The sequence below is a fragment of the Rothia sp. HMSC072E10 genome, assembly GCF_001813965.1.
GTDB lineage: Bacteria > Actinomycetota > Actinomycetes > Actinomycetales > Micrococcaceae > Rothia > Rothia mucilaginosa_A.
In genome coordinates, this window is the sequence record NZ_KV814489.1 from 118,177 (window position 1) to 133,363 (window position 15,187).

12 protein-coding genes are annotated in these 15,187 nt (G+C 63.0%); 10 read left to right on the forward strand and 2 right to left on the reverse strand.

The annotated features are described in order from the left end of the window. Positions 1-567 precede the first annotated feature (567 nt). The 10 genes from HMPREF2944_RS09385 to HMPREF2944_RS04635 all read left to right on the forward strand — a co-directional run bounded on the left by HMPREF2944_RS09385 (position 568) and on the right by HMPREF2944_RS04635 (position 13,480). On the forward strand, positions 568-1,521 hold the full coding sequence (locus tag HMPREF2944_RS09385; protein ID WP_070680966.1) for a hypothetical protein: 954 nt from the start codon (positions 568-570) through the stop codon (positions 1,519-1,521). A gap of 382 nt (positions 1,522-1,903) precedes the next feature. Then, on the forward strand, positions 1,904-3,502 hold the full coding sequence (locus tag HMPREF2944_RS04595; protein WP_070680969.1) for a M48 family metallopeptidase: 1,599 nt from the start codon (positions 1,904-1,906) through the stop codon (positions 3,500-3,502). A gap of 122 nt (positions 3,503-3,624) precedes the next feature. Further along, a complete protein-coding gene (locus HMPREF2944_RS04600; RefSeq protein WP_049345995.1) occupies positions 3,625-4,620 on the forward strand; it encodes a bile acid:sodium symporter family protein in 996 nt (331 codons plus the stop codon). 543 nt (positions 4,621-5,163) lie between these two features. Continuing rightward, entirely contained in the window at positions 5,164-6,510 is a 1,347-nt protein-coding gene (locus HMPREF2944_RS04605) for a glycosyl hydrolase family 28-related protein (RefSeq protein ID WP_070680972.1), read from the forward strand. Positions 6,511-6,921: 411 nt separating this feature from the next. Beyond that, positions 6,922-8,250 carry a glycosyl hydrolase family 28-related protein gene (locus HMPREF2944_RS04610; protein ID WP_070680975.1) on the forward strand — a complete coding sequence of 443 codons (1,329 nt, stop codon included), beginning with the start codon at positions 6,922-6,924 and terminating at the stop codon, positions 8,248-8,250. A gap of 246 nt (positions 8,251-8,496) precedes the next feature. Continuing rightward, the gene (locus tag HMPREF2944_RS04615) at positions 8,497-9,300 is read left to right on the forward strand and encodes an S-layer homology domain-containing protein (protein WP_070680978.1); all 804 of its coding nucleotides are present in this window, start codon (positions 8,497-8,499) and stop codon (positions 9,298-9,300) included. A 155-nt stretch (positions 9,301-9,455) separates the two neighbouring features. After that, a complete protein-coding gene (locus tag HMPREF2944_RS04620; RefSeq protein WP_070680980.1) occupies positions 9,456-10,256 on the forward strand; it encodes an exodeoxyribonuclease III in 801 nt (266 codons plus the stop codon). Between the two features lie 298 nt (positions 10,257-10,554). Continuing rightward, complete coding sequence (locus HMPREF2944_RS04625; RefSeq protein WP_070680983.1) at positions 10,555-11,517, forward strand: metal ABC transporter substrate-binding protein; 963 nt, start codon at positions 10,555-10,557, stop codon at positions 11,515-11,517. Between the two features lie 212 nt (positions 11,518-11,729). Continuing rightward, a complete protein-coding gene (locus HMPREF2944_RS04630; protein ID WP_246826260.1) occupies positions 11,730-12,617 on the forward strand; it encodes a metal ABC transporter ATP-binding protein in 888 nt (295 codons plus the stop codon). Between the two features lie 2 nt (positions 12,618-12,619). Then, complete coding sequence (locus HMPREF2944_RS04635) at positions 12,620-13,480, forward strand: metal ABC transporter permease (RefSeq protein WP_070680986.1); 861 nt, start codon at positions 12,620-12,622, stop codon at positions 13,478-13,480. Between the two features lie 137 nt (positions 13,481-13,617). Here the strand turns inward: HMPREF2944_RS04635 and HMPREF2944_RS04640 are convergent, their stop codons facing one another. Both HMPREF2944_RS04640 and HMPREF2944_RS04645 read right to left on the reverse strand, forming a co-directional pair. Continuing rightward, positions 13,618-14,349 carry a metal-dependent transcriptional regulator gene (locus HMPREF2944_RS04640; RefSeq protein WP_070680989.1) on the reverse strand — a complete coding sequence of 244 codons (732 nt, stop codon included), beginning with the start codon at positions 14,347-14,349 and terminating at the stop codon, positions 13,618-13,620. A gap of 176 nt (positions 14,350-14,525) precedes the next feature. Beyond that, the gene (locus HMPREF2944_RS04645) at positions 14,526-15,146 is read right to left on the reverse strand and encodes a recombinase RecJ (protein WP_239662801.1); all 621 of its coding nucleotides are present in this window, start codon (positions 15,144-15,146) and stop codon (positions 14,526-14,528) included. Positions 15,147-15,187 lie beyond the last annotated feature (41 nt).

Below are 15,187 nucleotides of genomic sequence, written 5' to 3' on the forward strand. Positions count from 1 at the left end.
CGCCCATTCCGTATGGGTGCCACGGCGGACTTGTTTTGTGGGCATCCATTAGCATGAATGTATGTGATTCAACTTACTTTACAATGCAATATTGCGGCAATGTGGTATGTATTGCATGTATATCATCTGTCACTTAGAAAACAAGAATGAAAGTTAGTTAAAAGTGTGGGTTTAGATGCTACATAAAGTGTAAATTTATTGCTTGCTTGGGAAAGTTGTGCAAGGGGGGGGTCGAGTGTGTCGATTCGCAATATCCCAACATTGATGGCAGTTGAGGTTGAAGGTGAAAAAAGGTTGATGATTCTAGGTTAATGCTGCTAGAAAAATTTTTGTCAATCCAAGTTATTGCATGCTGTGAAGCAACGAATGTAAATTTTTATGCTTTCATATAACGAGTGTTCATCGAAAAGAACTGAAGCGGATTTATAGCCGCACAAGAATTCTGGGAGCACACTCTGAAGTATACGTTTAAACACATACTGCGATAACTTTTATTTTTTGTATTTTATATACAGAAATAAAGTGGATCAATGTACAAAACTCATTCCAATTGAGAGAGATTTGGTAATGGATATTCACTCGACTAAGAGCCACTCCGAGCAGAGTGGAAAGCCGATGGGTCGTCGTTCCCTGGTTAAGGGTGTAGCGTGGGCAGCTCCTGTTGTGGCAGCAACCGCAGTGGTGCCCGCCTACGCAGCATCCAAGAACCCTTGCGAATACGGCACCATCGTATCCGTGCCCTGGGGCGAACGTGCGGAACGTCGTCGCTACAAGGGCACCGTCAACGAGGAGTACGAGTGGGCAGTTATGCCTACTTCCAACTGCAGCCCCCAGCCGCAGACCTACTTCATCGACAACACCACCTCCGAGCATAAGCTTGCCTATCCCTGGGGCCGCTTTGAAGGCGTAACCGACTTCCCGCCGATTTACCCCCCGAACGGCAAGGACACCCCCGACTACGATTCCAAGGACGGCGTTGGTGGCGTTGGTGGCGGCGTTATCATCAACGTTCGTGTTGAGAACGTTGCAGGTGACGTCTCCTATGCACCGACCCCCACCGGTGCGGACCGTTTCGCATTCGGTGAGTCTGACGCAAACCGCAAGAACAACATGTACTACGCCGAAGGCTACAAGGGCAAGGGCGCAAACCCCCCGGTTGTTCGCCTCAACGACAACTACAAGGGTAGCCGTTCTACCTACATCGCTCACGGTAAGTACAACTACCTGCACTTCCCGGATGGTCCCCGTCCTCCCAAGGAAAACAGCCCCCTGTGGACTTACGCATACGGTAAGCACTACACGACTGCTGAAGGCCGCGACGGCTGGTCCTGGGACATTCAGGTGATGGCTAACATTACCCACCCCAATGCTGGTCAAGACGTTGTGTCGTACATGACCTACCTGCGTAAGCACACCTACGGTGACCCCGCGCATCAGTCGGCAAAGGTCATTCCGGTGCAGTACCGCGTTATTGTGACTTCCCCCTGGGGTACTGTCACTTATCTTTCGGCAGCTGTTTAATATCAGCTTGCATTAGGTCTGAATGGAGTAGTGACCCATTCAACCTATTTCAATCTTGGATTGAGATTTATATATTTGTGATGTTTATTTGAGTATGAAGTTGATGGATTTTTAGTGTATTAGGGAGTGATGTCTCTAATAAGTAGACGCTATTCTTCTGTCAGCTTTTTGGAGGGGCCGGGCCGCGCCACGTGTGCGGAACCGGCCCCTCTGCATGCATCCATAGGGAGAAAAACCAAGCAGTGCATCTCTTGGTGGGCTATTGCGGGAAAGGCGAGAGGTGGTGGGCATTCTATGAGAAAAAACGTATTCACATTCACTAGTACGTGCCCAAACCCGATAGAGTGGAGTCAGACAACACTCGATACGAAGTGGACGAGATATGACTCAACCTCCTGAAAACCACCAGCCCGGCGGGCAGTTCAACGCCCAGCCCGGCCCCCAGGGGCGCCCCGCCCCGCAGGGCACGCCCCTTCCGCAGGACCTCTCCGCGGGTTGGCTGCCCGAAGATAAGCGTCAGAAGCCGGTGAGCCCCCTTCCGGAACCCAGGTTCTTTGCCTACCAGTCCATACTGCCGACGAAGGTGTTGCACGCGCTGCGTCACCCCGCCGAAATCCCGTGGCTGGTCGCCGCCTACGCGGTCACCGCGGCCGGCTACGTCGTGCTGTTCATGTCGATCATTACGCTGTTTGGCCGCATGGGCCAGTGGCTCTTCTCGTCCGGTTCGGGCGACTACACCGGCGGCACAAGCAGCCGCGTGGCAAGCAGCGTGCAGGACATCGTCATGCAGGCCGTGTCCATGCTGGTTCTGGGCCCTCTCGTGCTCTTCATCGTTCGTGCCCTCTTCTACGCCCAGCAGCGTGTGACCGGCGTGCGCATCACCCCGACCCAGTTCCCCGAGGCGTACCAGATGCTCGCCGAGGCAGCCGAGGCAGCCGGCCTGCGCCGCGTACCCGACGCGTACGTTATCAGCGGTAACGGCACCATCAACGCCTTCGCATCGGGTCACGGCTTCCGCCGCTTTATCTGCATCTACTCCGATCTGTTCGAAATCGGCGGTAAGTCCCGTGACCCGCAGGCCCTGCGCTTCATCATCGGTCACGAGGTGGGCCACATCGCGGCCGGTCACGTCAGCTACTTCCGTCTGATTTTCACCACGCTCTTCAGCCGCATCCCCATGCTGTCCAGCGCGCTGTCCCGCGCTCAGGAGTACACCGCCGATAACTTCGGCTACCGTTTCTGCCCCGAGGGTGCCGAGGGTGCCATCAAGGTCATGGCCGCCGGTAAGTACCTGAATAAGCAGGTCAACTTCGACGAGCTGGCCGACCGCGCCGTCACCGACCGCGGCCTGGCCGTCTGGTACGTGAACCTGCTGATGAGCCACCCCGTGATCACCTGGCGTGCCCACGCCCTGCGTGACCGCACCCAGCCGGGCCGCCTCTTCTGGCGCCCGACCGAGAACCCCACGGACAACGGCACCCCGCGCGTGCCCGTGCTGGTTCCCGCTTCGGAGCCCGTTGGCATGTGGCCCGACCCGATTCAGTCCACCGAGTTCATGCAGGAAAACCAGAAGACCTGGGAACCCCACAACCTCGAGACCGTGGACGTGGTACAGAAGCCCGAGGAGGACCTCGCATACCCCGAGAACACGGCCCTGTTCAGCGGATGGCAGACCGAGCAGGCTCGCGCGTTCCACGCTCAGCGTTGGGATGCGTACGCGGCCGCCGGCGGTGCACCCGCCGCGGGTGCGTCCGGCTTCGGCCAGCAGGCGGCCTCCGGCTTCGGTCAGCCCGGCCAGCAGCCTGGCCAGCAGTCCGGAACCCCGGATCAGTCCGGCGCCCAGCCCGCTTCCCCGCCTGCTTCTCAGTCCGGCCCGTTCGGCTCGGCCCCTGAGCAGCCCGGCTCCCAGCCCGGCTCCAACCGACCCGACGCCGGCCCCTCCGGCGAGGGCGGTTACGGCTTCGACCCCGGCAACAAGTAGCCCGCTAAGCCGTGAACGCGTCCGCGGGCGCTAAAGGCTCAAGAACCCGCCGGGGGCACCTTATCGTGAGAGGTGCCCCCGGCGGGTTCAGCTCTTTAACCGCAGGTCATAGAATAGGGGCTATGCTCTCATCACTGCGCTCCATCAAGCTTGACCCGCTGCTGACCATGCTCATCACCGCCGTTATTCTGGCCATTATCGTGCCGGCGCGCGGCGACTTCGCCGACTGGTTCAGCACCGGAACGAAGTTCGCGGTTGCCCTGCTGTTCTACCTGTACGGCGCTCGCCTCTCCACCGCGGAGGCCATTCGCGGCCTGACCCACTGGCGCCTGCACCTGATGATTTTGAGCTGCACGTTCGTGCTGTTCCCGCTGGTCGGTTTGGCGCTTTCACCACTGCGTTTTGTGCTCGGTGATGGGCTGTACATGGGTATTCTGTTCTTGACCTTTGTGCCCTCGACCGTGCAGGCATCGATTGCGTTCACCTCGATTGCGGGCGGTAACGTGGCGGCGGCGATTGTGAGCGCCTCCCTCTCTTCGATTGTGGGTGTGGTGGCGACCCCGCTGCTCGCCATGCTGCTGATGAACACGGGCCATATTGAGTTCTCCGGAACGGTCTTCCTGGACATCGCCATTCAGCTGTTCCTGCCGTTCGTGCTCGGTCAGCTCACGCGCCGCTGGGTGGGGGAGTTCGCCAAGAAGCCGACGACCAAGTGGCTGGATAAGTTCTCGGTCATGATGATCGTGTATTCGGCGTTCTCCGCTTCGGTGGTGCAGGGCGTGTGGACGCGCGTGGCCTGGTGGCAGATCGTGGTGCTCATCGTGCTCATGGCAATCATTGTGGTGTTCATGCTGTGGCTGACCGACCAGCTGGCTAAGCGCCTGGGGTTCAACCGTGCCGACCGCATCACGATTCAGTTCTGCGGTTCGAAGAAGTCGCTGGCGGCCGGCCTGCCCATGGCCATCATTATTTTCGGTGCCGGGTCGCTGGGCCTGATGATGCTGCCGATCATGATTTTCCATCAGGTTCAGCTGATGATTTGCACCTGGCTTGCGGGGCGTTACGCGCGCCTGGATGTGGTGGGCGCGGCGGCCGCGCTGGAGGCTTCGAAGAAGTAGCCGGCGTCCCCTGCACGCGGTCGTCCGCTACCCTCTCGGATAGCGTGCGGGGCGTTCACGAGGAGGGAACATGACGAAATTTTTTAAAAATAACCGAATAGTGCATTTATGTGCAATATGTGGTGTTTGTGCTGGTCAGTTGATTTTCTGTGGGGTTTGCAGGGTATTTGGCCCAAAATTCCCCTCGGAGACCCTGAACACTATCCGGTGTTGGGGGTTCGCATTAGCCAAATGGTGCTTTAGAATATTTCACTGTAGCTTCAGCGAAACCGGGTTCCACCTGCGAATATTTACTGACGCTACGTCACATGGGCACGGTAGAGATTCACTCCCTCAACCGGCCCGGAGCACTCGCCACGGCGGATTCACTCCCCGACCGCGCGATGACCGGAAGAGATTCACTCCCTCGCACCGGCAGACGCTCCCAAACATTCACTCAGACACAACTGGATAACTCAGCTTCACCACGCGCAGCTATAGCTCCGGCTATCCTGCGTGCTCGTCGCTGTAGTGCATCCACCCCAGAAACGAGGACACATTATCATGGCTACCATCATGAGCGTGAACGTATGCGATTCCAAGTACAACGCTGACCCCACCGGTGTACGAGACTCCACCAGCGCTATCCAGAAGGCCGTTGATGACGTCGCCGCACAGGGCGGCGGTTCCGTCGAGATTCCCGGCGGTATCTACCGAGTCTCCTACCCCTTCATCGAGATGAAGCACCGCGTCGAAATCTTCGGCCACGGTCAGGCAACCCGCATCGTCGCTTTCACCGACAAGAGCATCCCCTCCACCAAGAACGGTAGCTACGAATGTACCGGCGTGTTCCACACCGGTAGTTACACCACCCCCATGAGCGGTGGCACCAACCAGAACAAGCCCATGCGTATGGGCGTGCGCGACCTGTTTATCCGCACCAACAAGTACAACCTGCCGCTGAATTCTAAGAGCAACCAGATCTTCCTGGAGAAGCACACCCAGCCCGTCGACAACGTTGCGGGCGTCATCTTCCACACCCGCATCGCGGACGCCAACCCCGGCGAGCCGGACGCAGTGCCCACCCTGTCCAACATCGAGATTTGGGACACCGCCATCGGCGTGGCCATCCTGGGCCTGGACGACCAGGGCATGAAGATTGACAAGATCCGCATCCGCCAGACCCTGCGCCAGGGCCTGCTGGTCGGCAAGCCCGTGGGTCACCCGCTGCGCGCTCGCGAGGGCGACACCCCCGGCGCGGCAGATAACAAGTTCTCCATGATTGATGTCTCCGATGCCAACATGAGCTACGGTACCTTCGCCGGCATCGAGATTTACACCTCCCAGTCGAAGTTCGAGCTGTCGACCAGCTGGTTCAACAAGCGCAACCAGGGTAAGAACGCCCTGTACGAGGTGAAGACCCGCCACGTGGGCGCCGGCTGGTTCATCCAGGGCACCCGCAACATGTTCATTGGCTGCACCGCCCAGGAGAACGCTGGCCACGGCTGGCTCGTGGAGTGGGGTAATAACCAGTTCATTGGCTGCCTGGGTGAGTCTTCCAGCTTCCAGGATGCCGTGACCGGTGCTGCTCGAGGTGATGAGGCCGCCAACTGGTACATTGGCCGTAACGCCCGCGGTAGCCGCTTCGTGGCACCCCGCGCGCACAACCCCTACAGCTGGGCGAAGGCTTCGCTGTACGGCTTCTACATTGAGAACAACATTCGCGATATGCACATCACGAACGGTTCCGCTAAGGATGACCGCCTGGGCGAGAACAATATGATGGGCCGTCGCGTGCACGTGACCGGCGCGATGGGAGATAACGTGCTCATCGAGGTGGATCACATCCGTCACTCGACCTTCGCACCCAAGCAGCTGGAGAAGCGCGGCAACGGCGTGTTCATGGGCTAGTGATGGCCTCGACGTGCGAGACCGCCCCGAGGGGGCACGGGCTCGCTCTGGTGTTTCCGGACCACCAGTTCCGGGCTGATGCAGCGGCCCGGAACCGACACCAGTCGCCGCGGGGGCGAGGAGAAATCCTCGCCCCCGCGGCGTTTAAACGCCCCGTTGCATGCGCGACCCGCCACACTTTGCGGGGGAGACGGCAGGGGAGTGCGCATCACAGTGCCGGTCATCGCCTCCGCCGGCACAATGCGGTACCCTTGAGCAGGAGCCACTCTCGCCCCGCGCGAAAGGGCCCGCGCCGCTCAACTCACTCAGCACAGCGCACCGCCCGCGCACCCTATTCACTCAATTCAACCGCCCCACCGCGGCCCGTATACCGGCCGCGGCACACCCTTCCCGGAAAGAATTGAGCCTCACGTGCCTGATACTCCCATGAGCATTAACGCCGTCAACTACGGCGCAGATCCCACCGGTGCCAAGGATTCCACCGCGGCCATTCAGCGAGCCGTCGACGACGTCGCCTCGCACGGTGGCGGATCCGTTGAGCTACCCCGCGGCATCTACCGCGTTTCCTACCCCTTCATCGAAATCAAGCACCGTGTCGAGGTTATCGGGCAGGGCCCCGCGACCGTCGTCATCGCCCACTCCGACCGAGCCATTCCCACCACCAGCGACGGGTACATCGAGTACACCGGCGTGTTCCACGTGGGGAGCTACACGACCCCCGTCTACGGTGCCTACAACGCGAACAAGCCCATGCGCATGGGCGTGCGCAATCTGCACATCCGCACCAACGCGGCTAACACGCCCATCGCCAGCTACCCGCTGGATGCGCACACCACCCCGCTCGACCACGTTGCCGGGGTCATTATGCACACGCACTTTACGGGCGATCAGCTCAACGAGCCGGACGTCGTGCCCGTCATCGCCGGCGTGGAGGTCTGGGATACCGCCATTGGTGTGGCCGTGCTCGGCCTGGACGACCAGGGCATGAAAATCGACGACGTGACCGTGCGCCGCACCCTCAACCAGGGCCTGTTGCTCGGCAAGCCCGTCGGCCACCGCCGCCGCGGTACCGAAGGCCAGAACTCCGGCGCGGCCGACAACAAGCTACGCGGCGTTGACGTGGCCGAAGCCAACCTCAGCGGCGGCTCCTACGCCGGTATCGAGGTGTACGCGGCCCAGTCCAAGTTCGAGAACTGCTCCAGCAATAGCAACCACCGCACCCTCGGAAAGAGCGCCCTCTACGAACCCGGCACCCGCAACGCCGGTGCGGGCTGGATCGTGCAGGGTGAGCGCAACATGTTCATTGGCTGCACCGCCCGCTCCAACGCGGGCCACGGCTGGCTCGTCGAGTGGGCCAATAACGTTTTCATCGGCTGCGCGGGTGAGGCGTCCAGCTGGGCCGGAACCGTCAGCGGTGCCGCCCGCGCCGACGAGGCGGCCAACTGGTACATCAGCCGCAACGCCCGCGGTACCCGCATGGTCGCCCCCGTCTCGTACAACCCGCCCGAGCAGGCCGCCTCGCTGTACGGCTACTACATCGAAAACAAGATTTACGACCTGCGCATCACCGAAGGCACCGCCAAGGACGACCGCATCGGCGACGGCAATATGCTGGGTCGCCGTGTCTACGTAACCGGTGAAATGGGCGCGAACGTGGTGATTGAGGTGGAGGACCTGCGCCACACCACCTCCACGCCCGCTCAGCTTCGCGTGGAGGCGTATAACGTCATGCGCGGCTAGGGCCCGGGCGGGGGAGCCGCGCGCCAAGAGGTTGCGCGTCGGGGCGACCACTCACTAAGAATTCAATTTCATCTTGAATAAATTTTCGAGATGTACTTTAACTTTATTAAAAGGGAAGGTTTAATGCTGTCGCCTGCCCGGAACCGCTCGCGCGCCGCGGGCGGCCCGGTGCCTTCCTTCGGTGTTGCACCGACCTAACCGGTTCCTTCCGGCCGGTTTCCAACCACAATGTACGAGGACCGCACCATGCTTTCGGCTTTCTCACGCTCCCTTGCACCCGCACGACCCCTGCGTCGCGTGCTCACCCTGATCGTCGCCCTCGCCCTGGGTGCCTTGCCGGTGGGCGCATCCGCAGTGGTGCCCCACCCCCAGACCGCGGTGGCCGCCGTCCAGCCGCCCCGAAACAACGCTGACACCGAGTACAACACCTGCGTTGAACGCCTCGTGGGCGATGCGTCCCCCACGCCCGGCGTGTGGGCCGTCTGCCGCGGCTACCTCGACGAGGATGAGTACGTTGTGCGTCGTCGCCACGATGCGACCGTCACCCGCGCCGAGCTGGTGCGCCTGCTCTACCGCATGGCCGGCTCGCCCGCTGTGAAGGACCTTCCGGCCGTCTCTCCCTACGCTGACGTGCCCGCCAGCGACCCGGACTACGCCGCCATCATCTGGGCCGCGGATGCGGGCATCACCGCTGGCTGGGACGACGGCCTCTTCCACCCCGACGACCGCGCCAGCCGCTACACCCTCTCCGCGTTCCTGTACCGTGCGGCGGGTAGCCCCGAGGGGGCTGCGACCATTCGCCGCCCGAAGCTGGTTGAGCGCGATGCGCAGCGCAAGGAAGACGCGGCCGCACGGAAGAGCCGTTTCGCCACCGAGAGCCGCTGGCTCACCCGCACTCTGGGCGAGTACCCGGCGGCCGATCGTGACGGCGACGGCGTGACGGATAAGGTAAAGCCCGGCGATCCGCTGTACTTCTCGGATGCGCTCTACATGCTTCGGGCCTACGTGAAGGCCGGCCTGAAGGTTGTCGGAACGCCCGCCGGTAACTAGGGCTGGCGTTGGCTAAAATCAGTGCTGACTAGTGCATATATTCCCCGCCCGCCGGTGCGACCCACCGGGCTGCGCAGGCGGGCGGTGGTGTACCGGCATGCCTCCGATACGCCCGCCCGTGAGGTGAGCTCCCCGCACCCGCTAAGCTAGAAGGCATGAAGATTGCCACCTGGAACATCAACTCAATCCGCGCCCGCGAAAACCGCGTCGAAGACTGGCTCGACGAGCACGAGGTCGACGTGCTCGCCCTGCAGGAGACCAAGACCAAGGACGAGACCTTCCCCTTCGACCTCTTCGAGTTCATGGGTTACGAGGTGGCGCACTTTGGCCTGAATCAGTGGAATGGCGTGGCAATCGCCTCCCGCGTGGGCCTTGAGGACGTGCAGCGCGGCTTCGACAACCAGCCGCACTTCGGCAAGCCCGGCGAACCCGAGGTGCTGGAGGCGCGCGCGATTGGCGCGACCTGCGGCGGCGTGCGCGTCTGGAGCCTGTACGTGCCCAACGGCCGCGGCCTGACCGACCCGCACATGGATTACAAGCTTCGCTGGATGGAGGCGCTGCACCAGAACGTGCACAACGAGCTGGCCGCCAACCCACAGTCGCAGCTCGCCCTGGTCGGTGACTGGAACGTCGCCCCCGAGGACGCCGACGTGTGGGACATCGACTACTTCCGTGATAACGAGCTGACCCCCGTCTCCGAGCCTGAGCGCCGAGCCTTCGCCGCCCTGCTGAAGGAGGGCATGGTGGATGTGGTGCGTCCGCACACCCCGGGCGAGTACACCTACTGGGACTACCAGGCGGGTCGCTTCGCCAAGGATGAGGGTATGCGCATTGACTTTCAGCTGTTCTCGCCCGAGCTTGCGGCCCGGGTGCAGAACGCCTGGATCGATAGGGTGGAACGCGCCGGTGAGGGCGCGAGCGACCACACGCCGGTGGTCGTGGAGATTGCCGACTAGGCCGAGTATATAGCTTTGACGGGTGCTCAACCCGGGATATTTACCGCGGGAGGCGGGGGATGCGTTCCCCCGCCTCCCGCGGTTTTGCGTCTCGGGGGCGCAGTCCTCCCCAAAGTTTCCGTGTGGCTTAGTTGAAAAGTTCGTCTAGCCGAACTATTGTTAAATTCCGCCCGGGACGACAGGCAAAAGCGCATCATGATGCCTGCGCAGACACACCGTGTCCCTATCGTCCCGGCGCGGCAAATCCCAACGCATCAACCACATACTCAAACCCGTGACTTCCAATGAAGGATGCCTCATGAACGCTCTCACCCCCGCAGGCGGCAACGCACGCCGCCTCATCCAGGCGCTCTGCGCCGCCCTCGCACTCACCCTGCTACTCGTACTCACCGGTTGCGGTAGCACCGCCAGCACCACCGACGGCGCTAAGAGCAGCAGCGGCAAGAAGACCGTGCTCACCACCTTCACCGTGCTCGCCGACATCGCCCGCAACGTGGCAGGCGACGACCTGAACGTCGAATCCCTCACCAAGCCCGGCGCAGAGATTCACGAGTACGAGCCCACCCCCTCCGACCTGAAGAAGGCGCACGCCGCCGACCTGGTGCTCGACAACGGCCTGAACCTCGAATCCTGGTTCGCCAAGTTCGTTGAAGAATCCCACGCTAAGCACGTGACCGTCTCCGAGGGGGTCACACCCATCTCCATTACCGAGGACGCCTACGCGGGCAAGCCCAACCCCCACGCCTGGATGAGCCCCAGCAACGTGCAGAAGTACGTGGACGTCATGGTCCGCGAGTTTAGCGCCCTCGACCCGAGCCACGCCGCCGACTACAAGACCCGCGGCGAAGCCTACAAGAAGCAGCTGCAGCAGGTGCGGGACGAGCTCGTCAGCGAGATTTCCACCCTGCCGGAGAACCAGCGCGCGCTCGTCACCTGCGAGGGTGCCTTCTCCTACCTGACCTCCGACGCTGGGCTGAACGAGAAGTACATTTGGGCGGTCAACTCCGAGCAGCAGGCCACTCCCTCGCAGATTTCCTCCACCATCGACTACGTGCGCGAGAACCACGTTCCTGCCGTGTTCTGCGAGTCCACCGTCTCCGACAACCCGATGCGCCAGGTGGCCGACGCGACCGGCGCCCGATTCGGCGGCGTGCTCTACGTGGACTCCCTATCGGACTCGAACGGTCCCGTGCCCACCTACCTGGACATGATCCGCTACGACGCACGCACCATCGTGGCGGGCCTCAAGGGCAACTCCTAAACCCGGCATAAACCCCGAATAAACCCGGGCCAAACCCGGTATCGAAAACCCCGGGTAAACCCCAAACCCTCGATAGGATAGGAGGGGCGGTCGCCTTCTTGGCTCCGCTCCTCCCACGCCGTTAACACCCGCTCACACAGCACCCACTCACCAACACGCAAGCAAGTACACCCGCCCCACGCATACGGTGACCACCAGAAAGAACACAAGGAATGAGCACTCTTCTCAGCTGCGAAAATGTGCACGTGAACTACGGGCCAGTCCGCGCCCTCACCGGCGCATCCTTCACCCTGGACACCGGGCGTATCTGCGGCCTGATCGGCATGAACGGCTCCGGCAAATCCACCCTCTTCAAAGCCATCATGGGGGTTGTGCCCGCGCACGCCGGCACCATCACCCTGGACGGGCAGGCCGTCGGCGGCAAGCGCGCCCACCGCCACCGTGCCGGAATCGTCAGCTACGTTCCGCAGAGCGAGGAGATTGACTGGACCTTCCCCATCTCGGTGCGCGAGGTCGTCAGCATGGGCCGTTACCGCAACCTCGGCATCACCCGCCGCCTGCGCGCCGCGGACCGTGCCGCCGTGGATGAGGCGCTCGCCCGCGTGGAACTGACCGACCTGGCCGACCGTCAGATTGGGGCGCTCTCGGGCGGGCAGCGCAAGCGCGCCTTCGTGGCCCGCGCCATCGCCCAGGGCGCCCGCCTGCTGCTGCTGGATGAGCCTTTCGCCGGCGTGGACAAGCGCAGCGAGGCCATGCTGATTCAGGTCATCGAGCAGCTGCGCGACGAGGGCGCAACCGTGCTGGTTTCCACGCACGACTTGGCGAGCTTGCGCCAGTTTGCCGACGAGGCGCTACTGCTGCGCGGCGATATTCTGATGCACGACGTCCCCGAGAAGGTGCTCGCCCCCGAGAACCTGGTGCGCGCCTTCGGCATGGAGGTGGATGCCGGCGTGTCCGCAGCTTCTGCGCCCGCGGCGGCCACCGAGGAACCCGTGCCCGAGGATTCCGTGCCTGCCGCACCCTGGGCTCGTGCCGCGCGAGACCGGGCTACCCGGGCTTCGCAGACCGCTCAGACCCGCATCCCCGAAGGGAAGAACTAAGAATGAACATTCTGGATTTTCTGATGGAACCGCTCACCCTGCCCTTCATGCTCCGAGCCGTGGTCGTCACCATTATCGCCGCCGCCGTCTGCGCCCTGCTCTCCTGCTGGCTCGTGTTGCTCGGCTGGTCGCTCATGGGGGACGCCATCTCCCACGCGGTGCTGCCCGGCGTGGTGCTCGCCTACATTTTCGGCGCGCCCTTCGCCGTCGGCGCGGTGGTTGCCGCCCTCGTGGCGGTGGCCCTCATCGGCGGGGTGCAACACAGCGGCCGCGTGCGCGAGGACGCCGCCATCGGCATCGTGTTCACAACCCTCTTCGCGCTGGGCCTGGTGCTGATTTCGGTCACGCCGTCCAATACCGACCTGAACCACATCCTCTTCGGCAACGTGCTGGGCGTGTCCTGGGCAGACGTCACGCAGGTCGCCATCCTAGCGGTCCTCGTGGCGGCCGTGCTGCTCATTAAGCGCCGCGACTTCGTGCTGTACGCCTTCGACCCGGGGTTTGCGCGCGCCGTTGGCCTGCGTCCGCGCCTGCTCGGCGCGCTACTGCTCGTGATGCTGGCGCTCACCTCCGTGGTGGCCCTGCAGATCGTGGGTGTGGTTCTGGTCGTGGCGATGCTGGTTATCCCCGGCTCCACGGCGCGCCTGCTCACCGACCGCTTCGTGCCCATGCTCGGCGTGAGCGTGGGGGTTTCGCTCGCGGGAACGCTGACCGGCCTGTACGCCAGCTACTACCTGGACGTCTCGCCGGGCGGTGCCGTGGTCGTCACGCAGGGGCTGCTCTTCGCGATTGCCTACGCGTTGGCCCCGCGCTATGGCCTGGTGGCGCGCCTGCGGGCTCGTCGACAGGTCGCCGAAGCCTAGCGGCCGGCACAACAGCGGGCCAGTACAACAGCGGGCGGGGACACTCGAGAAGTGTCCCCGCCCGCTGTTTACTATCTGCGAAGGCATGCTGGTGAGCGGTGCCCGCACCGCCCGGGAGGGGCCGCGAAGCCCGGGGGTTAGCGCGCGGGGCGCGATACGAACAGGGAGGCGGTCGCCTCCGCACCGAGCGGAATAATCGTGCTCCCGGAGACCACCGCGCCGCTCTCGTCCGTCTCGTGCAGGTTGCCGGAACCGGCACCCACCACGCTCACGTTCACCGCCTCGGAGAAGGGGGCGCCCTCCTCCACCTTGAGGCGCGCGCCGGGCACGAAGCCGTGGCCGTGCAGGTAGCGCAGCAGGCGCGGGTCGTCATCGTTAATGCGTTCGAGCATGACCGTCTCGCCCGGTTCGCACTGGCTCAGCGGCACGGTCTGTGGAAAGCTGATGCGACCGGAGGCATCCGGGATGGGGTCGCCGTGCGGGTCGCGGGTCGGGTGGCCGAGCAGCGTGTCGATGCGGTCCACCATGAAGTCGGATACCGCGTGTTCTAGAACCTCCGCCTCGTCGTGCACGCGGTCCCAGGTGTAGCCGAGCGTCTCCACGAGGAAGGTTTCGATGAGGCGGTGGCGGCGAATCATGGCCAGGGCGTAGGCGCGCCCAATCTCGGTGAGCTCGATGGCACCGTAGGGCTGATGCTCAATCAGGTCGGCGGCGGCCAGGCGCTTGAGGCCGTCAGAAATCGAAGAGATGCGCAGGCCCATGCGTTCGGCCAGCGCCGAGGCGGTGGCGGGGGTTTTGGTCCATTCTTCGAGGCGCCAAATCTCCTTGAGGTAGTTCTGGGTGCTGACGGAAAGTTCTGAGAGAGGCATAAAGATAAGTTTACCTTTTCTGCGGTTTTGCCTGCCGGGGCGGTCCGCCGGGTCTGAAGAATAGCCCGAAAATACAAAATCCCGCCCGGCCGTGAACCATCATGGCGAGACGGGATGTGCGGGATGCGCCGGCACCGCGTGTTCGGGCGGGCCGGCATCCCGGGGCTTACCGAGGCTTAGGCGGCGCGGCGGTGCGTGCGCTCGATGCGGGTCATCAGCTCGATGAGCGCGCCGCGGGCGGCCTGCTCTTCGTGCCAGAGGGAACGGACGAGGGTGCGGCTGACCGCCTGGGTGGTGATTCCCAGGGCGGTTGCGGCGGCCTTCTGCTGGCCGCGCACACCGGGTACAAGCAGGTTTACGACGCGCCACTCGGCGTCGGTGCGGTCGGCGCAGACGCGGTAGAGCAGGCGTGCGGAACCGGTGGCCAGCTCGGCGAGGTGGTGGTTGTCCGCGCTGATGCTGATGCAGCGGACGGGGGCGCCTCCCTGCGCCTCCTCGATGGCCAGGCGCGAGAATTCGAGGGCGTCACCGGTGCAGTCGGTGGTGCTGACGGCGCCGAGCGCCCCGGCGAAGCGGGGGATGTTGAGCTCGCCGATTCCGATGCCCACCCAGAAGCCGTTATCGCGGGCGGCCATCAGCGCCGCGTGCAGTGCATCGCTGGCCCGGTCGAAGGCGCCCTGAATCTCGTCAGGGTAGGTCTGGGCGAAGGCAACACGCGGGTTGAGCTTGGCGAGTTCGTCCGACAGTGCAGTGAGTGAGTGCTGTGCGGAACGTTGGATGAAAGTAAGAACGAACACCCTCTTATTATGCCGTAAAACCTTCAACGCCCAGCGTAAGG

What these genes read in the sequence shown, in the direction of transcription:
- HMPREF2944_RS04630 (WP_246826260.1), top strand. Translation starts at nt 11,730, where the DNA reads ATGAGCACTCTTCTCAGCTGCGAAAATGTGCACGTGAACTACGGGCCA.
- HMPREF2944_RS04625 (WP_070680983.1), top strand. Translation starts at nt 10,555, where the DNA reads ATGAACGCTCTCACCCCCGCAGGCGGCAACGCACGCCGCCTCATCCAG.
- HMPREF2944_RS04635 (WP_070680986.1), top strand. Translation starts at nt 12,620, where the DNA reads ATGAACATTCTGGATTTTCTGATGGAACCGCTCACCCTGCCCTTCATG.
- HMPREF2944_RS04620 (WP_070680980.1), top strand. Translation starts at nt 9,456, where the DNA reads ATGAAGATTGCCACCTGGAACATCAACTCAATCCGCGCCCGCGAAAAC.
- HMPREF2944_RS04595 (WP_070680969.1), top strand. Translation starts at nt 1,904, where the DNA reads ATGACTCAACCTCCTGAAAACCACCAGCCCGGCGGGCAGTTCAACGCC.
- HMPREF2944_RS04640 (WP_070680989.1), bottom strand. Translation starts at nt 14,349, where the DNA reads ATGCCTCTCTCAGAACTTTCCGTCAGCACCCAGAACTACCTCAAGGAG.
- HMPREF2944_RS04605 (WP_070680972.1), top strand. Translation starts at nt 5,164, where the DNA reads ATGGCTACCATCATGAGCGTGAACGTATGCGATTCCAAGTACAACGCT.
- HMPREF2944_RS09385 (WP_070680966.1), top strand. Translation starts at nt 568, where the DNA reads ATGGATATTCACTCGACTAAGAGCCACTCCGAGCAGAGTGGAAAGCCG.
- HMPREF2944_RS04615 (WP_070680978.1), top strand. Translation starts at nt 8,497, where the DNA reads ATGCTTTCGGCTTTCTCACGCTCCCTTGCACCCGCACGACCCCTGCGT.
- HMPREF2944_RS04600 (WP_049345995.1), top strand. Translation starts at nt 3,625, where the DNA reads ATGCTCTCATCACTGCGCTCCATCAAGCTTGACCCGCTGCTGACCATG.